Genomic DNA, 16,483 nt, shown 5'->3' with positions numbered 1-16,483 from the left:
CCCACCTGGGCTCCCATGACGAACATGCTCGCCCGTACCCGGATGAAAGCCCCGCAGGCCGCATAACGGCCTGCGCCCGTCGGCGCGCGTAACCAGGCCCCATGGGCCGACCGAGGCGAGTGCCCGGTCCTCGTCATCACCACGGCCCACAAGCCCTGTGGTCATCGGAGGCATGAAAATGCGCCTCTTCGTCTTCAGCGACCTACACCAAGAGATCCCGGCGAACGCATGGGACCCTGCCGCGAGCGTGGCGGCCGGTGGGTTCGACGCGGTCGTCATAGCCGGTGACGTCCACGTTCCGCTCGTGCGCTCGCTCGAATGGATCGGCGAACGTTTCCTCGGGGTGCCGGTCGTCTACGTGCCGGGGAACCATGACTTCTGGTGGGACCGCGGCGAGGATCGCTACACCCTGTCCGACCAGGTCCGCCTCGGCCGGGCCGCCGCCGATCGCCTCGGGATCCACCTGCTGATGGACGACGCCGTCACGATCGGGGACGTGCATTTCGTCGGGTGCACCCTCTGGACGGACTTCCGGCATGGCGCCTTCAGCCTGCTCCACGGGATGCGGTCGGCCGGCGGCCGCGACGGCATGAACGACTTTCGTAGGATCCGCACCGGGCCGAGCAGCCGGCACCGGATCGAGCCCGAGGACGTCCTCAGGCTGCACAGGGCGAGCCGGCCATTCCTGGCGGCCGCTGTCCCCCTCCCGCCCGAGCGGACCGTCGTCGTGACCCATCATGCGCCGAGCCCGATGAGCCTCGGTCCGCCGGGGCATCTCGACTGGTGCTACGCCTCGAACCTGGAGGAGGTCATCGCCGACCGGCGGCCTGCCCTGTGGGTGCATGGCCATGTCCATCGGCACTCGGATTACGTGCTCCACGAAACGCGCGTGGTCTGCAATTCGCGCGGGCACGTCGAGGAGGATACGGGCTTCGTGCCGGATCTCGTCATCGAGGTTCCCAAGGAACCCGACCCTTTCGACCCAACCACGTCAATCACCTAAGTATAATCGCCAATTATATAGTCTTGATCTGATCACACATTGATGCTATACAGCAATATCAAGCATTATTTGATCATAGCACCCAACCTTGAGGCTACCGTGAAACACATTGGCCAACCAAACATCCCACGAAACCACCGATCCATTCCGCGAGGATAGCCGGCCCCACGAGGCAACCGGCGTCCCCGCCCGTGCGAGGACGCCATGCCCTTCGATCCCCTCGAATTCCCCGACGACGCCTTCCTGCGCGAGCCGGAGGAGGAGCCCGACCCACTCCAATCGCCCCGCGACACCCTCGCATGGCTCCTGCTGTGCGAGACGCTCGGCGCGCTCGGCCGCCGCCGCGTGGCCGGTTCGCGATCGCTCGCCCTCGTCATCGAGGCCCCGTCCGAGGGCTACGTGGCACCCCTCCGGGACGCGGCATCGCGGCTGGCCGACTTCCATTTCCACTGCGTCAGGACCGGATCCGACCGGGTCAGGGACAAGCCCTCACACGACAATGTCCTCGTCAGCGAGAAGCTGGCGCGCGGGGGCCGCATCTGCGGCGTCTCCCAGGACCCGTCGCGCTACCTGCCGGCCGCCCTCATGGCCGCCGCCGACCTGCGCATCACCGTCGGGACACCGTCGAACGCCGTCCTCACCGAGGTCATCAGGCAGGCGACCGGCCGCCGTCCGCGCAACCTGCCGGCCGGCCTGGCCGCCGGAACGGATTTCGACACCCTCTGCGCCGCCATCCGCACGGGTTCGACGCCGCGCCAATGCGTTCGGCGGATCCAGGCGATCGGCTCGCAGGCCGGCGTCGACGCCGCCGTCTCCAAGGCCCCGATGCTGGAAGAAACGGTCGGCTACGGGGAAGCCCACCGCTGGGGCATGCGCCTCGTCGCCGACCTCGCGGCATGGCGCCAGGGCACCCTGCCCTTTGAAAGCATAGATCGCACGGTCGTACTCGCCTCGGACCCCGGTCTTGGTAAGACGACCTATGTTCGATCGCTTGCGCGTTCGACGGGACTTCCACTCATCGCTTCCAGCGTGAGTTCTTGGTTCGCAAGCGGTTCCGGATACCTGGATTCAATGATAAAGGAGTGCGATAGGGTCATCGCGCTCGCGGCTTCACAGTCTCCTGCGATACTTTTCCTAGATGAAATTGACGCTCTACCTTCAAGAAAGTCAGTGTCAGATAGGAATAGAGATTTTTGGACCCCTCTGATCAATCATATCCTCATGTCCATCGACTCCGCTATTTCCGGACCTGCGAATAAGCTTGTCGTCATCGCTGCGACGAACTTCGCGGAGCACCTCGATCCTGCCCTGGTCCGCCCGGGACGGTTCAACAGGATCCTCCGCATCGAGCGGCCGGACGCGGGCGTGATGGCGCGGATCCTCCGCCAGCACCTTGGCGACGACCTTCCCGGCGCCGACCTCTCGGGCGTCGCCGCGGTGATCGAGGGCGAGACCGGCGCCGTGGCGATGGGCCTCGTGACGACCGCGCGCGCCCGGGCGCGCGAGGCCGGGCGCGAGCTCCGGCTCGTCGACCTGATGGCCGAGGCGATCCCGACCGACGACCGGCCGGTCGAGGCCGTGCTCGCATGTGCGCTTCATGAGGCCGCCCACGCGGTCATCGCGCATCATTGTGGCGTCGGGATCGTCACGACGATCTCGTGCGTCCGGCAAGGCATGAGCGGGGGCCATACGCGGATCGACGAACCGAGGGGCATGCTGATGACCCGTGCCCGTCACGAGGCGATCGTGACGGCCCTGCTGGCCGGCCGGGCCGCCGAGGAACAGGCGGGGGTGGTGAGTTCGGGCGCCGGCGGCAGCGCCCGGTCCGACCTCGCCCGCGCGACGCGGGAGGTCGCCGCGCTGCATGTCTCGCTCGGCATGGCCGGACGGCTCTCGTACCGCGCCGATCCCGAGAACGTCTACACCCTGCTCTCGGTCGACGCATCGCTCTCGCGCGCCGTGGAGGCCGACCTTCAGCGCCTCTACGCCCACGCGCGGGATCTGGTCAGGACCCACTGGTCGACGATCACCGCGGTCGCCGACGCGGTGATGGAGGCCCGCACCATCGGCGGCGCCGCCTTCCGCGCCATCGTCGCCAGGGCCCATGCCGACCAAGCCGCCATCGAGGGAGCCAAGCCATGAACGACGAACTTCACCACCTGACGGAATTCGTGAACAGGGCGGTCGTGCTGCGCGACGAGCTCGGTAACGAGGCCTATCGCAGGGCGATGCGCCGGGCCCTTGTGGCCCTGGGCGACGCCGTGATCGACGAGGCCGAGCGCCTCGCGCAGCCTCTGGCCCTGCGCCACCACGGTACTGTCATCCCGTTCACCGGCCGCGTCAGGCCGTCCGCGGCCGTTCGCGAAAGGGTCGATTCCACCTGTCGGACGGTCGATTCGGGTCGGACTGCGTCGGAAACGACCGATCCGGAAGGCCTCAAACGGCGCCGATCGTCGAATTAAGTCCCTGAAATATGCGGCAGGCTGTCGCAGCCCGCGCGTCGTCCGGGACCACGAATCGGACCAACATGGTTAATGGAAAATCGTTTTTCAACCCTTGGTTGTTGGTCGGACCTGGCTTTTAGGTCGTCGAAACGATGCCATGGCATCGACCGGTTCACACCCGCCGCAAGAGTGCGACCTAAAGGAAAGAGCCGGCGGCAGGAAAGGATGGGCGCGCCGATCCTTGAAACGGTGTCCCGATCCCTCAAGGAGATCGTACTCGTTCCTTGCGTCCACAGAGCGAAAAAGCATGTCGGCGGACCTTCCCATCAGCCGGTCCCGAGCCCGATCGATCGGCGGGTCGGGAATGAGCCGCGGGCGATCGCCGACGCAACCTGAAGCTACGTTTGGCAATGAGCCCAGGCATCGATACGAGGAGGAGGCGATGCAGACGAAGCATCCACAGCGACAACGACGGGTTGTGGACCGACCCGAACCAGAACTCTGGAGACCAGATGAACTGATGACCCTGGCCGAGGCGGCGGCGCTGTTCTGGCCCCATGGCCCGCTCGGCGTTTCCTCGCTCCGGACCGCGATCCGCGACGGCGTGCTGTCACCAGTGCGTGTCGCCGGAAAGCTCCTGGTCACCCCGGCCGCGATCGCGGCGATGAGCGCCGGAAAGCCCAAGGTCCCCTAAGGGGGCACCGTTGGCCCACCCCGGCGCACGAACGAAAAAACGCCCATCGACCGGACGGTCGACAGGCGCTCTCTCTCAACGTGCCGATGGTCCCGGGCCGCATTCTTCGCGGGAGGTAGCCCGAGGCCTGAAGCACATAACGAACGGGTTCTAGAATCATGTCCAACGCAAATCAAGACTTCGGCCAGCTCCTCAACGCGAACCTCACGAATACCCTGCTCCAGGCCGCAGTCGCCACCGGCAGGCGCGGCCGCAAGACCAGCCCCCCGAGGATCTGGATCAGGGCGGACCGCCTGACCGACGGCGAGCCCACCTGCTACGCGGTCTTCCGCGGCAGGGCGCACAGCTTGGCGCTGCCCGCGTCGCAGGAGGTCGAGGCCCGGCAGTTCCTGACGACCACGATCCTCGCCGTCGAGGCGAGGGCGAGGGGTATGGTCGCGCCGCGCGACGTCCCCGTGCGCGTCATCCTCGAATGGTACCGCGACGACCAGCGGTGCCTGTACCAAGCCAACCGTCACCGCAGGCGCGCCCACCGGACGATGGTCACCCGCACGACCACCCTCCTGCGGCGGCTCGGCCGCAAGGTCCTGGGCGATCTCGACGGTGTCGCCATCACCCGGTACATCGACGCCCGCATGAGGGACGCCCACGGGGCGTACTCCAAGACCAAGAAGGTCGCCCCGCGGGTGAGCCTGTCGACGGCGTGCGACGACATCGGCCACCTCCGCCGCGCCATCCAGGCCTACGTCGCTTTCTTCCAGATCCCCTGGATGCCCGCCATCAAGGTGCCCGCACACTTCACGCGGCGTGAGTTCCTGGTGGACCGGCACCTCTTCGCCAGGATCCTGGAGAGCTGCCGCGGCTACGTCTGGGACAAGGCCACGAACGGCTGGCTCATGGAGACGGTGGTCAATCCGACCACCGGCGAGGAGAGGCAGGTCCGCGTCAGGCGCAAGCCCGACACCGTCGCACACCGCCGCGCCGTGTCCCGCCTCGTGCGGATCGCGGTGTACAGCGGGACCCGGCATGGCGCGGCGCGCGCCCTCAAGTGGAAGCTGAACGCCCGGGGCGGCTGCATCGACGTCGAGCGGAACGCCATCCACCGCGCCGGCTACGGCGACGACCCGAACGGCGGCAAGCCCCAGCTCAGCTCGGCGATGCGAGGGCCGCTCCGTTCCTTCGCCTCGATCTGGGAGCGACGGGACCGGATCACCGGCGCGCAGCACGTGATCCACAAGCTCGACGGGTCACCCTTCCGCTCGCACCTGAGCGGGACCGTGCGGGAGGTGATGGCCGATGCCGGGGTCCCGGAAGCGTGCGTCCACAGCCTTCGGCACGCGTCCATCACCTGGATGATGCACGACGGCTACGACGTCGCCACGGTCGCCGACATCATCGGCGTCAGCGAGAAGACCGTGTGGGCGGTGTACCGGCAGTGGAACATGCAGTCCCAGCAGCGTGCGGTCGGCGCCGGCCGCCTGCCGATCGCCAAGATCTGGACTGCGGTTCGTCTCGATCCCGCCGCCGACAACGATAGCGGCGCCGCCAACCAGGGCACCGAGAAGTCCTTCCGCCAGAAGGTCGCCGTCCTCCAGCGGGCACCGACCGGCCGTGCCGTCCGCAAGCCGTCGACCGACCGTGCCGCCCGCAAGCCGAAGAGCGTCCGGACCGTCCGCGGGCCGGCCCGTTACCGCAGGGCCCGCTGACCGCGGGCAACGGCCAAGGACCAGGACGCCGCCCCTCCCCCGGGGCGGCGTTTTCCGTTCGATCCCTGTCCTTCGTACCTGAACCTCGGCTCGCTGCGGGGATCGCGGAAGATGACGTCCGGCGACCATGCCACGATGATGTCCCCCTTCCGGGAATGGCCTAGCCGGACAGGCTCCCGAGACGTTCGATCAACGTCGCGGCCAAGTCCGGCTCCGCCACCGCGAACAGGTACCCCGCCGCCGCGACGTACATCGCTGCGACCACAGGCAACGCAATCCGGTAGACGCTCCGACCCTTGGCGATGGGTCGTTCTACCAGCCGTGCCCATTCCGCCTTCGAGACGAAGGCGTAGAGCTTCACGCGCCATTCCTTCCTGGCTTGGTCGGCCAGGCCGTTGAACCGCCAGTTCGAGAGCATGGTGATGCCGAGGCTCACGAGTAGCAGGACCGCTGTCGCCAACGTTACCCATCGCAACACCCCGGCCGTCGCGATCTGCGGGGCGGTCGGCGACTTCAACGCGAGGACGACGCCGGCGAGCGCGAGGTCACGCCAGAGCGAGGAGAGCAGGTCCCGCGTCGCGGACTGCGCCCGCCCCACCTCGTCCTGCAGGCTCTTGCGCAGGTCGCCGAGGGTCTTCAACGCCTCCTTGCTCTGGTCCTGAAGGTGGAAGGCATAGGCCTCCTTCGCGCTCGTCAGGCTGGCCGTCAGGGCGGGCAGCAGGCCGGCTGGCCAGTGCATGCCTCCCCGCCAATCCATCGACAAGTGGTTGTTCAGGAACTGGAACCGGGCCTCGGCCTCGCGCTTCGAGGCGTACACCCATGTCGCCGCCTCGATGAGGGGCTCGAAGATCTTGGCCGGCCATTCCGGGTCGCCGTGCGGGCCGATCGGGATGGGTGCCGACCTCGGTCCCTTCAGGACCACCATTTCGGCCCCCTCCACGGTCCGGATCTCGTTCGGCAGCGTGTAGGGTAGCCGCTCCACCGCCGCGGCAAGCCAGGTCGCGAACACGCCCGAGGCCCCGAGCGGGGCGTCGCGCAGCAACCATGGCCCGATCTCGGAGGGCGTCCGTCGTTGCGTCAGGTCCCGCACGAGCTTGAGGGGACGCTCAGGGGCCTCGGCGTTCGCGGGCGGGGTCCGCGTGCCGCCCCATGGCGATACGGCGACGGTGAACGATGCAAACGCCTCGAACGGCACGCCGACCCATATGGCGACGGGGGCGGCGACCAAGGCGTCATTCAAGGAATCCCCAAATCCCTTCTCCGTCAGGAAGTAGCACCACTCGGCGCTCCGATCCTTGGTCAGCACGACCTGGAGCACGTCGTTCGCGAGGTCGTCGAAAGGTGTTTGAGCCGGGTCGAGCTGGCCGTAGACCTTGCCATAGACCTTCAGAGCACCGAACCCGCCCTCGGTCGCAAGCCGCGACACGGACGCCAGGCGAGCGAGCATGTCCGCGTCCGCGCACCGTGTGTCGGTCACGCGCCAGGTCGTCGCGTTCTCCGACGGCGACGCTCCGACGTGGGCCGTCAGTTCGCCCGCGAGCGTCGTGAAGGCCTCGATGAAGGCGACGGTCATTTCTGCACAATGGAGGTGGTCCGGATCGTGATCACGTAGGTGTCCCCGTCCTTCACCTTCTCGAACGTCTCCGCCGCCGCTTCCGGAACCGTGATCTCAATGCCTTCCGAAGTCCTGAACTTCTGGGGACCGGCGGCGGGCAGAGCATTCCGATCGAACCTGAAGGACTGCCCATCGAGGCGAACGGCAGCCAGCTGCTCAACGTAGGTCCCCCTGATCGCCTCCGTTCCATGGGCCCCGAACAGGTCGGCGAAGAGTTGGTCCTCGTCGAACTCGGGGCGCCGCAGGGCGATGCCGTCCAGCTTCTTCCGCCAGCCCGTCGCGATGTCCTCGGGGAGATCCCCAGCATGCGCCTGGATCGTCCTCAGCAAGGATTTCGACAAGGCCGTCGTCATCTCGGCCTCGCTCTGCATCCGGGTGACCTGGAGGAAATCCCGGAAGAAAACGGTGATGCCGGACCGCATGCTGTGGTCGATGACGACCAGTTCACCACCGGCCTCGTTCAGCTCGATCAGTGCCGACTTCTGCAGGGATTTCTTGTTCTCGGTCAGCGGTTTCGCCACCGCGGTCAGGATTGCGACGGCATCCTGTTCCACGACGCCCAGCACGCGGTCCCCATAGTCGTACTTGATCAGCGAGTAGAGCCGCCGGCCGTTCGTCACCAAGGACAGCACGATGAGGATGCCCTGCTTGTGCCGGTCGTCGTCATCGTGGAAGGCGGTCGCGAGCGCCTTCGACACCGCCACGAACTCGGCCGGATCGGCGTCGATGGTCCGAAGCCCCTCAAGGGTCGCCGAGCGCTCGTCGAAGGCGAAGCGGTTGCCCTTGAGGGTATCGATCACCCGCCCGACGAAGAACGGTTCGAAATCCCCGATTGGCACCTCGTCGAATAGGGTGGGGGCTGGCAGTCCATGATGAACGGCATGAAAGATGAAGTTCTCGACGCGTAGCGCCTCCCTCTCCGCGACCGTCAGAACCGGCATGCCCGAACCACCCCCCAATCCGGCCCGGCGTTTTATCCGCCAGCCAAGTTCCTTGTTTGTTCTATCATAGCAGGACGACGGAAGGTTTCCACCTACTACCGAGCTTTATTGATCGGCTACCTTGCATTCACGGGGGTAGTTCAATCGATATGATGCATAGGGTTCGGGCGATCGTTTGCCCCGTTCGCTAGTGGTGAAAATCCGACGGATGGAACCCATGCTTTGGGTCTCCTCCCGACCCTACTCGGTCATAGAAGCAAGCCAATGGAGGCCTTGAAAGCAGACGTTGCAGCTGGACGCGCGCTGCGAACGCATGCTCTCGGATTCCCGCTTCCCGCGCTCGTGAGGCCGCCCGTTCAATCCACAGTCTGCATCTGGACGACGCCGCCGAGTTCACCGGGCTTGCCCGAGACCACCACGAGGTAGCGCCGGCTCGCGCCGGCATCCGTGCGGGTGATCTGGCGGATCGGGCCGATCGCGTTGACGATGGCCGCGCCGGCCGGGTTGGTCATGAAGGCGGCGAGCGGCTCCAGGCCTGCGGCCCCCTTCGGATCGGCGGCCAGCGCCAGCACGAACGGCATCTTCGAGGGCAGTCCCGTTACCGCGGCCTGCAGCGTCTGCAACACGCCCTGGTCGAACAGGGTGACCTGCGTCGCCGGCTTGCCATCGGTACCCGCGAGCGTCAGCGCGCTGGTCTTGCCGGCTGCGCCCAGCGCTTGGAGGTTTTGCATTCCGTCGCCCTCCGGCACGGCGTTCGGGACGTAGGCGACGCCCTGCGGACCCTGCCCGATCGGCACCTCGGCGATCACCGTGTTCGACGCGGTGTCGATCACCGCCGCCTTGTCGGCGTTCTCCAGGCCGACATAGACGCGGCTGCCGTCGCCCGAGGGCCAGAGCCCGTGCGGTAGGGCGCCGGTCGGAATGGTGGCGACCTGGGTGAAGTCGTCGGTGCGAAACACCTTGACCTGGTTCAGGCCGCCGATCGTCACGTAGGCGAACTGGCCGGCCTTGGTCGAGACGATGTTGACGTGGTTGGTGATCGGCCCGGTCTCGATCGTCTTCAGCGGCGCGAATGGCGGCGTCGCAGAGAACACCTGGGTCCGGCCGACATCCTTGAGGGTGAACCACACCTGCTTGCCGTCCGGTGTTGCGGCGATGTCGGGGCAGAACGGGCTCTCCTGCTTCACGCGCCCGACGATGGAGTGGGTCTTCGTGTCGATCACCACCGTCTCGGGGCTGAAGCTGGAGCAGACATAGCCGTAGGCGCCGTCCGGCGAGAAGATCGTCATGCCGGGCCCGTTCGGCACGGTGATTCGGCGCGTCTCCTTGGCGGTCGCGGCATCGAGCACGGCGATGTAGTCCTCGCCGCGCACGCTCACCCAGACCTCTCGGCCGTCCGGCGTGAAGAAGGCCTCGTGCGGCGCGCGGCCGACATAGGCGGTGTGGCGGACCGTGTTGGTCGCCGTGTCGATGAAGCTCACGGAGTTCGAGCCGATCGAGACCGCGAGCAGCGTCCTGTGGTCGGGCGAGAAGCCCATGCCGTGGACGAGGAGCTGGCCGCGATAGAGCGGGCTCAGGTTCATCGGCGTCGGGTCGCCGAGCCGGATCACGCCGAGCAGGACGTTGGCGGCGGGATCGACCACCGAGACCGTGTTGGAGAACTGGTCCGACGTATAGAACCGGTCCCTGCCGCTGACCGGCACGTCCGGTGCAAAGGCTGCACCCGGGGCCTGCCCGGCGAGAGCCGAGCCGGAGAGCATCGCGAGCGCGAGGAGGGTGAGGGCGGTCTTCATCGGCAGATCTCCGAAGGCATCTCGGCGGCAGGGGCCGTGCCATGGTGGTGAAGGTGGGTGGCTGCGGCAGACGAATCCGGCGCGGGAGGGAGATCGGCGAGCGCCCGGCGCATCACCGCGATCTCCTGGCCCTGTTCGACGATGATCCCCTGCGCGAGGCGGCGCAGGACCGGATCCTTGCCGTAGAGCAGCTCTGCCTGGGCCATCGCGATCGCGCCCGCGTGGTGCGGGATCATCATCGCAGCGAAGTCGCGGTCCGGATCGCCCGAGGGCGGGACCATCATGTCGGCATGCATCCGCGTCATCGACTGCGCCATCATCGCGTCGAAGGACGCGGAGACGATGGCCGGCGGCTCGGCGGCGGCCAGCGTCGGGGGCATCATCATCCGGCCGCCGACGAGGCCGCCGGCCATCACGGCGGCCGTGAGCGCAAATCCCAGTGCTCCGCGCATGGGCCGTCCTCCTCGTTCGTTGTCGATGGGAGAGATGCCGGGGAAACGGCTTTATTCCCTGGCCGGGGACGAATTGGTGGCCCTGCCGATGTGATCGATCTTTTCCAAATGTCAGTGGAATAGACGCGCCCGTTCGGCATCTCTCCCGATGCGGTCATGGTAGACCGCCGGAGACCTCACTCATGCGCACCATGCTGATCCGCGCCGCCTTTGCGGCCTTCGCCTTCTCCGCCGTCGCCGCCCAGGCCGCTGCGCCTGCGATAACGGCCGAGACTGCCAAGGGGCCGGCGCTCGTCGATTCCAAGAGCATGACCCTCTACACCTTCGACAAGGACATGGGCGGCAAGTCGATGTGCAACGGCCCCTGCGCCGCCAACTGGCCGGCACTGATGGCCGCCTCCGGCTCGGCTGCTAGTGGCGACTGGACGATGGTGACGCGGGACGACGGCACGATGCAGTGGGCCCACAAGGGCAAGCCGCTCTACACCTTCGCCAAGGATACGAAGCCCGGCGACATCACCGGCGACGGATTCCTCAACGGTGCATGGCACATCGCCAAGCCCTAATCGGTAAAGCCTCGTGGACGAGATCGCCGCCCTCATCGAACCGCAGATCCCAGCGTTGCGGCGCTACGCAGTCGCACTGTTGCGGGACCGCGAAGCGGCGGACGACCTCGTCCAGGACACTTTGGAGCGGGCGTTGTCCGCCTGGTCCGGACGTCGCCGCGACGGCGACCTGCGAGCCTGGCTGTTCACGATCGAGCGCAACCTGTTCCTTGGCACTGTTCGACGCCGGGGCCGGCGCGGCATCGATGTCGGCGCTGAGGCTTTGGAGCAGGTGCCCGATCCGGGTGCCGACCCCGAGGCCGCTATGGGGGCACGCGACGTGCTCACCGGGCTCGACACCCTGCCCGAGGAGCAGCGCTCGGTGCTGCTCCTCGTCGCGGTCGAGGATCTGTCTTATGCCGAGGCGGCCCAGGTGCTCGGGGTACCGCTCGGCACGGTGATGTCGCGGTTGAGCCGGGCCCGGACGCGGATGCGCGGTTTTCTGGAAACTGGCCGGACCGGACTCTTGAGGAGGGTGAAATGAGCGGGGATCCGCGCCCGGTCGGCGAGGACGACCTCCACGGCCTGATCGACGGTCGTCTCGAACCGGAGCGGCAGGCGCTGGTCGAGGCATGGCTCAGGGGAAACCCCGCGCGGGCGGCGGAGGTCTCGGCGGATCGCGCCCTACGCGAGCGCTTGCGTGCCCGCCTCGCGCCGATCGCCGAGGAGGCGATTCCGGCGCGGCTCCGGGTGGCCAACATCCGCTCGCGACATCGCCCGATAACCTACCGCTGGCTTCCGGTCGCGGCTGCGACCGTGCTCTGCCTCGCGGTCGGCGGCGCCGCCGGCTGGTTCGGCCATGCCGCGCGGCAGGTACCCACGGTCACGCTCGCGCGAACCGAGCCAGCGACCGACGACGCGGTGGCGGCCTTCCGCACCTACGTGGTCGAGGCGGTGCATCCGGTGGAGGTGCGCGCCGACGAGAAGCCGCACCTTGTTACGTGGCTCTCGAAGCGCCTCGGCCGGGCGGTGACCACCCCCGACCTTACGGCGTACGGCTTCCGCCTGATGGGCGGCCGGCTGCTGCCGGCGGGTTCCGAATCCGCCGCGATGCTGATGTACGATGACGACCACGGCACCCGGCTGACACTCTACAGCCGCGTAGGCGATGCGGATGGCCGCACGGTGTTCCGCTTCGCCCGCGAGGGCGACATCGCCGCCTTCTCCTGGGTCGATGGCGGCATGTCCTACGTCGTCACGGGTCGCACCGACGAGGCGCGGCTGTTGATCGTCGCGCAGTCGGTCGACGCGCAAGTCCGTGGACTGCCGGTTCCGCAGCGGCAACCATGACCCTCGACCAACTCCGCATCTTTGTGGCGGTGGCCGAGCGACAGCACGTGACGCGGGCCGCCGAAGCGCTGAACCTCGTCCAGTCGGCGGTCAGCACGGCGATCGCCAACATCGAGGGGCGACACGCCACCAAGCTCTTTCACCGGGTCGGCCGCGGGATCGAGCTGACTGAGGCGGGGCGCATATTTCTCGTCGAGGCCCGCGCCGTGCTCGCCCGGGCCGAGGCCGCCGAACTGGTGCTCGCCGACCTCAGCGGCCTGCGGCGCGGGACGCTGGCGCTCTACGCCAGCCAGACCATCGCCAGCGACTGGCTGCCTCGCCACCTCGTCGCCTTCCGCCGGGCCTACCCTGAGATCGCTATCCGGTTGGCGGTGGGCAACACCACCGACGCCGCCGACGCGGTGCGCGCCGGGCAGGCCGAACTCGGCTTCGTCGAGGGGGCGCTCGACGACCCGACGCTTGCGAGCACCACCATCGCGCAGGACCAACTGGTCCTCGTGGTCGCCCCTGGCCATGCCTTCGCCGGGGCGACCGACCTCGAACCCGAAAATCTCGCCGGGGCCGACTGGGTGCTGCGCGAGGCGGGATCGGGAACCCGCTCGGCCTTCGAGGCGGCCCTGGGTGCGGCCGGCCTCGCAGCCGCCCAGCTTCGGGTCACGCTCGAACTGCCCTCTAACGAGGCGGTGCGCGCCGCCGTCGAGGCCGGGGGCGGGGCCGCCGTCCTGTCCGAGACCGTGGTCGCCGCCGCGCTTCGGACCGGAACCCTGGTGCGGGCGGCGTTCGCCCTGCCGAGCCGGCCGTTCCGGGTGCTGCGCCACAAGGAGCGCTACCGCAGCCGGGCCGCCGACGCGTTGCTCGACCTGATCGCGACGGCGGATGCCGGATGAGCGATCCTGCGAAACCCGTGCACCCCGACGATCCCCGGGTGAGGCTCGCCGAGGACCGGACGGTTCTGGCAGCCGAGCGTACGTTCGTGGCGTGGCTTCGCACCGGGCTCGCCTTCCTCGGCGTCGGCCTGGCCGCGCAGCGCTTCCTGCGGGAGGTGCTGGCGGTCTGGCCGCTGAAGGTGCTGTCGCTCACGTTGATCGCCTGCGCGCTTGCCTCGTTCGCCGGCGCCGCATGGCGGGACCGGGCGATCCGGGCGCGTCTCGCCGATGCCGAGATCCCGATGATGCCGCGCATCCTCACCGTCGGGATCGTGGCCTTGCTGATCGCGATCTCGGGCCTTGCGGCCACCGCCCTGCTCTGGGCGTGACGGTCAGGCCACAGTGACCCGTACCCGGTGCCAGGCGGCGCTGAGGTAGCCCTTGTAGTTCCAGGTGTCGTCGGGCGCGGCCGGCTGGGTCTGGCCGGCGGAGTCCCAGGCCCGCACCGCGAGTTCGTGCTCGCCCGCGGTCAGCTCGCGGTCGATCTCCCAGAACGTCCAGGCGTAGGGCGCGTCGGCATCGCGGTCGATCCGGGCCTGCGCCCAGCTGCGGCCGCCATCCGTCGAGACGTCGACGCGGGCGACCGCGCGATCGCTGGCGATGGCGTAGCCGCGGATCGCGTGCCGGCCGGGCTTCAACGCTGCGCCGCGGGCGGGCTCGCAGATCGCGCTGTTGAGCGGCATCGCCTCGATGGTGATGCCGTGGGCGGGGTCCGCGGTCTCGGCGGTCACGTCGGGCGGAAACAGCTTGTAGTCGTCGGCCTGCATCGGGTTGTCGGAGGGGTGGTCCTGCACCGTGATGCGGGCGAGCCATTTCGGGCTGCGGATGCCGGCAAATCCCGGCACCACCACGCGCAACGGATAGCCGTGCTCGGGGGCGAGAGGCTCGCCGTTCATCGCGAAGGCGAGCAGCGTCTCGGGCGCCAGCGCCTTGGCGAGCGGGATCGAGGCGCCGAAGCGTATGTCCGACCCCGCGATACGGTCGTGGCTCTCGAAGGCGACGTGGCGCGGACTGCCCGCATCGATCCCGGCGGCGTGCAGGACGTCGGCGAGCCGCACCCCAGTCCATTCCGCGTTGCCGATGGCGCCGGCCGCCCACGGGTCGCCGGCGACCGGGGCCACCGCCAGCATGTCGGCCCGGCGGTTGCCGGCGCATTGCATCACCGCCGTGACGGTGACGTGCGCGAAGCGTGCCTTCAGATCGGCGACGGACAATTCGAGGGGCGTCGCGATCATCCCGTCGACAGTCAGGCGGTAGCCGTCGGCGTCGAGGTCCGGGATGTCGCCGTGGCTGCGGACGTAGAAGTCGGCCTGGTCGGTGAGGAAGGCCGCCCGCAGGCGATCGAGCGGCGGCTCGGCATTGTAGGGCGCCTCGCCGTGCACGATGAGGCGGTCCTTGCGCTGGAACAGGCCGAGCATGGGGTTTTTGTCCTGCGTTCGTGACGTATCGACGACGAGAACGCGCCGGGGGCGATAAGGCCCCCGGCGCGCGTCGCCTCAGGGCTTCATCGTCGAGACCACCGCGTTCTTCGCCCGGTCCACTACGGCGACGCTGAGGTCGCGGTTGAGGACGTAGGCATGGGCGTTGTCGGCCGAGAACGCGATCGCCTGGCGCGGCTCGTTCAGGCCGGTCACCGTGGCGACGACCTTGAGGGTGCCGGTGTCGATCACCGAGAGCGAGTTGTCCTTCAGGTTGCCCGAATAGACGAAGCGCCCGTCCGGGGTCAGTGCGGCGCCGTAGGGGTCCTTGCCCACTTCCACTTCGGAGGTGACCTTATGGGCGGCGACATCGACCACGCCGATGGTATTACGGCCGCTGTTGGCGGCAAAAAGCGTCTTGCCGTCCTTGGTGATCGAGATGGCGCGCAGCTTGTCGAACCCGGCGATCTCACCGGTGATCTTGTTGGTGGCGGTATCGACCAACGTGATCTTGTCGCCAAGGAAGTTCGTGACGAACACGGTCTTGCCGTCAGGCGACAGCTTCACGCCCTGGCGCGGCTGCGCGAAGCCGGGGATCACGGCCTCGGCGAGCATGGTCCTGGTGTCGAACACGGTCAGCGTGCTCGCGGCCTCGTTGTTGACGTAGAGCTTGGCCCCGTCGGCCGAGAGCACCGTGCCGAACGCGCCGGGGCCGGCGGCGAGAACGCCGGCTTCCTTGCCGGTGGCGGTCTCATAGACCGTGATCCGGCCGGTGCCACTGTCGGAGACGTAGAAGCGGGCGCCGTCCGGCGCGAAAACGATGTTGCGCGGCGTGACGAAGCCGTCGAGGCGGCGCAGCACCGTGCCCTTGGCGACGTCGTAGACGATGACGGCGCTCTCCTCGCTGTTCGACACAGCGGCGACGGTCCCAGCGGCGTTCAGCGCCAGGGCGTTGTTCTTGATCGCGCCGTCGAAGCCAGCGGCGGACCCGGGCTGGCCCTGGGCGAGGAGCAAGGCGGCTCCGGCGAGGAGGGCGCGGAGGCTGGTGCGGACGTGGGTCATGAAGCGTGTCTCTCTGGCATGCGCGCTCGTTCGGCGGCCGGGGCCTGCCGTGAGGGCTGGTTCTAATTCGGATTGCGTGATGCGAGACCGGTTTGGCCGTGCATCGCCCTGGGGAGATGCCGGAGGGCGCGGTCTATTCCCCGAGGCCGGCGAAAAAAACGCGGCGGCCTCGGGATTCGGGGGTTCAGGGCGTCGGCTTCAACGCCGTGAGGTAGTCGACGATGGTCTGCACGTCGGCCGGATCGACCGGCGCCTTGTAGACGTGAACCATCTTGTTCACGGTCTCGGTCCACTGCGCCTTCGTGAGCTTGGGCTGGGTCAGCACCATCCCGGCCGAGTGGCAGGCGAGGCAGTTGTTGTTGACCGCCTCGGCCCCCGGCCCGTCCGGGAAGATCCGGTCGGAAGTCGGGAATTCGATCGATTGCGAGGTGAAGCGCATCGGCTCGGGAGCCGAAGCGGCGAACGCCACCAGGGGAGACAGTATGAGGGCGGCGATGAGGGCCGCAGGGCGGATCGGGTTCATGGCTGTTCTCC

The 16,483-nt window shown here is 68.1% G+C and carries 17 protein-coding genes; 10 read left to right on the top strand and 7 right to left on the bottom strand.

Annotated features, from left to right (window positions below; all coding sequences use genetic code 11):
* The first annotated feature begins 178 nt into the window (after window positions 1–178).
* From MKK58_RS05540 to MKK58_RS05520, 5 genes are all read left to right on the top strand, one after another.
* Window positions 179–1,003 carry a metallophosphoesterase gene (locus MKK58_RS05540; RefSeq protein WP_243911140.1) on the top strand — a complete coding sequence of 275 codons (825 nt, stop codon included), beginning with the start codon at window positions 179–181 and terminating at the stop codon, window positions 1,001–1,003.
* A gap of 585 nt (window positions 1,004–1,588) precedes the next feature.
* Entirely contained in the window at window positions 1,589–3,145 is a 1,557-nt protein-coding gene (locus MKK58_RS05535; RefSeq protein WP_243911139.1) for an AAA family ATPase, read from the top strand.
* Complete coding sequence (locus MKK58_RS05530) at window positions 3,142–3,465, top strand: hypothetical protein (RefSeq protein ID WP_243911138.1); 324 nt, start codon at window positions 3,142–3,144, stop codon at window positions 3,463–3,465. Before MKK58_RS05535 ends, MKK58_RS05530 begins: the two co-directional genes overlap by 4 nt.
* Before the next feature lie 502 nt (window positions 3,466–3,967).
* Entirely contained in the window at window positions 3,968–4,141 is a 174-nt protein-coding gene (locus tag MKK58_RS05525; RefSeq protein WP_243911137.1) for a hypothetical protein, read from the top strand.
* A gap of 158 nt (window positions 4,142–4,299) precedes the next feature.
* Window positions 4,300–5,847 (top strand): hypothetical protein, encoded by a 1,548-nt coding sequence (locus tag MKK58_RS05520; RefSeq protein WP_243911136.1) that lies wholly within the window; start codon window positions 4,300–4,302, stop codon window positions 5,845–5,847.
* A 160-nt stretch (window positions 5,848–6,007) separates the two neighbouring features.
* Here the strand turns inward: MKK58_RS05520 and MKK58_RS05515 are convergent, their stop codons facing one another.
* The 4 genes from MKK58_RS05515 to MKK58_RS05500 all read right to left on the bottom strand — a co-directional run bounded on the left by MKK58_RS05515 (window position 6,008) and on the right by MKK58_RS05500 (window position 10,648).
* On the bottom strand, window positions 6,008–7,420 hold the full coding sequence (locus MKK58_RS05515) for a hypothetical protein (RefSeq protein ID WP_243911135.1): 1,413 nt from the start codon (window positions 7,418–7,420) through the stop codon (window positions 6,008–6,010).
* Complete coding sequence (locus MKK58_RS05510) at window positions 7,417–8,403, bottom strand: nucleoid-associated protein (protein WP_243911134.1); 987 nt, start codon at window positions 8,401–8,403, stop codon at window positions 7,417–7,419. Before MKK58_RS05510 ends, MKK58_RS05515 begins: the two co-directional genes overlap by 4 nt.
* A gap of 356 nt (window positions 8,404–8,759) precedes the next feature.
* Complete coding sequence (locus MKK58_RS05505) at window positions 8,760–10,196, bottom strand: YncE family protein (RefSeq protein ID WP_056217678.1); 1,437 nt, start codon at window positions 10,194–10,196, stop codon at window positions 8,760–8,762.
* On the bottom strand, window positions 10,193–10,648 hold the full coding sequence (locus MKK58_RS05500) for a DUF305 domain-containing protein (protein ID WP_056160290.1): 456 nt from the start codon (window positions 10,646–10,648) through the stop codon (window positions 10,193–10,195). Before MKK58_RS05500 ends, MKK58_RS05505 begins: the two co-directional genes overlap by 4 nt.
* Before the next feature lie 182 nt (window positions 10,649–10,830).
* On the opposite strand from MKK58_RS05500, the gene MKK58_RS05495 reads away from it, so the two are divergent.
* Genes MKK58_RS05495 through MKK58_RS05475 form a run of 5 tightly spaced genes read left to right on the top strand, consistent with a single transcriptional unit; the run spans window position 10,831 to window position 13,798 of the window.
* Complete coding sequence (locus MKK58_RS05495) at window positions 10,831–11,214, top strand: hypothetical protein (protein WP_056160287.1); 384 nt, start codon at window positions 10,831–10,833, stop codon at window positions 11,212–11,214.
* A 13-nt stretch (window positions 11,215–11,227) separates the two neighbouring features.
* Window positions 11,228–11,737, top strand: a complete 510-nt coding sequence (locus tag MKK58_RS05490) for an RNA polymerase sigma factor (RefSeq protein ID WP_056217681.1) — start codon at window positions 11,228–11,230, stop codon at window positions 11,735–11,737.
* Window positions 11,734–12,543: an anti-sigma factor family protein gene (locus tag MKK58_RS05485; protein WP_243911133.1), complete on the top strand. Its 810-nt coding sequence runs from the start codon at window positions 11,734–11,736 to the stop codon at window positions 12,541–12,543. The genes MKK58_RS05490 and MKK58_RS05485 overlap by 4 nt, the downstream gene beginning before the upstream one ends.
* Window positions 12,540–13,430 (top strand): LysR family transcriptional regulator, encoded by an 891-nt coding sequence (locus MKK58_RS05480; RefSeq protein WP_056217684.1) that lies wholly within the window; start codon window positions 12,540–12,542, stop codon window positions 13,428–13,430. The genes MKK58_RS05485 and MKK58_RS05480 overlap by 4 nt, the downstream gene beginning before the upstream one ends.
* The gene (locus MKK58_RS05475) at window positions 13,427–13,798 is read left to right on the top strand and encodes a YidH family protein (RefSeq protein ID WP_056160273.1); all 372 of its coding nucleotides are present in this window, start codon (window positions 13,427–13,429) and stop codon (window positions 13,796–13,798) included. The genes MKK58_RS05480 and MKK58_RS05475 overlap by 4 nt, the downstream gene beginning before the upstream one ends.
* A 3-nt stretch (window positions 13,799–13,801) precedes the next feature.
* Here MKK58_RS05475 and MKK58_RS05470 read toward each other — a convergent pair whose 3' ends face one another.
* The 3 genes from MKK58_RS05470 to MKK58_RS05460 form a co-directional block, all read right to left on the bottom strand.
* Complete coding sequence (locus tag MKK58_RS05470; protein WP_056160270.1) at window positions 13,802–14,887, bottom strand: sulfite oxidase; 1,086 nt, start codon at window positions 14,885–14,887, stop codon at window positions 13,802–13,804.
* Between the two features lie 78 nt (window positions 14,888–14,965).
* Complete coding sequence (locus MKK58_RS05465) at window positions 14,966–15,949, bottom strand: beta-propeller fold lactonase family protein (protein WP_056160267.1); 984 nt, start codon at window positions 15,947–15,949, stop codon at window positions 14,966–14,968.
* 184 nt (window positions 15,950–16,133) lie between these two features.
* Window positions 16,134–16,472: a c-type cytochrome gene (locus MKK58_RS05460; protein ID WP_056160265.1), complete on the bottom strand. Its 339-nt coding sequence runs from the start codon at window positions 16,470–16,472 to the stop codon at window positions 16,134–16,136.
* Window positions 16,473–16,483: the final 11 nt, after the last annotated feature.

This window comes from Methylobacterium sp. J-078 (assembly GCF_022829285.1).
GTDB lineage: Bacteria > Pseudomonadota > Alphaproteobacteria > Rhizobiales > Beijerinckiaceae > Methylobacterium.
The sequence above is the reverse complement of the archived record's forward strand: the minus strand, read 5'-3'. Positions and strand labels throughout refer to the sequence as shown.

Bases quoted from the DNA above. Each gene is read 5' to 3' on its own strand.
- MKK58_RS05520 (WP_243911136.1), top strand. From the start codon at position 4,300: ATGTCCAACGCAAATCAAGACTTCGGCCAGCTCCTCAACGCGAACCTC.
- MKK58_RS05480 (WP_056217684.1), top strand. From the start codon at position 12,540: ATGACCCTCGACCAACTCCGCATCTTTGTGGCGGTGGCCGAGCGACAG.
- MKK58_RS05535 (WP_243911139.1), top strand. From the start codon at position 1,589: ATGGCCGCCGCCGACCTGCGCATCACCGTCGGGACACCGTCGAACGCC.
- MKK58_RS05475 (WP_056160273.1), top strand. From the start codon at position 13,427: ATGAGCGATCCTGCGAAACCCGTGCACCCCGACGATCCCCGGGTGAGG.
- MKK58_RS05495 (WP_056160287.1), top strand. From the start codon at position 10,831: ATGCGCACCATGCTGATCCGCGCCGCCTTTGCGGCCTTCGCCTTCTCC.
- MKK58_RS05465 (WP_056160267.1), bottom strand. From the start codon at position 15,949: ATGACCCACGTCCGCACCAGCCTCCGCGCCCTCCTCGCCGGAGCCGCC.
- MKK58_RS05485 (WP_243911133.1), top strand. From the start codon at position 11,734: ATGAGCGGGGATCCGCGCCCGGTCGGCGAGGACGACCTCCACGGCCTG.
- MKK58_RS05525 (WP_243911137.1), top strand. From the start codon at position 3,968: ATGACCCTGGCCGAGGCGGCGGCGCTGTTCTGGCCCCATGGCCCGCTC.
- MKK58_RS05460 (WP_056160265.1), bottom strand. From the start codon at position 16,472: ATGAACCCGATCCGCCCTGCGGCCCTCATCGCCGCCCTCATACTGTCT.
- MKK58_RS05510 (WP_243911134.1), bottom strand. From the start codon at position 8,403: ATGCCGGTTCTGACGGTCGCGGAGAGGGAGGCGCTACGCGTCGAGAAC.
- MKK58_RS05470 (WP_056160270.1), bottom strand. From the start codon at position 14,887: ATGCTCGGCCTGTTCCAGCGCAAGGACCGCCTCATCGTGCACGGCGAG.
- MKK58_RS05505 (WP_056217678.1), bottom strand. From the start codon at position 10,196: ATGAAGACCGCCCTCACCCTCCTCGCGCTCGCGATGCTCTCCGGCTCG.
- MKK58_RS05530 (WP_243911138.1), top strand. From the start codon at position 3,142: ATGAACGACGAACTTCACCACCTGACGGAATTCGTGAACAGGGCGGTC.
- MKK58_RS05540 (WP_243911140.1), top strand. From the start codon at position 179: ATGCGCCTCTTCGTCTTCAGCGACCTACACCAAGAGATCCCGGCGAAC.
- MKK58_RS05515 (WP_243911135.1), bottom strand. From the start codon at position 7,420: ATGACCGTCGCCTTCATCGAGGCCTTCACGACGCTCGCGGGCGAACTG.
- MKK58_RS05500 (WP_056160290.1), bottom strand. From the start codon at position 10,648: ATGCGCGGAGCACTGGGATTTGCGCTCACGGCCGCCGTGATGGCCGGC.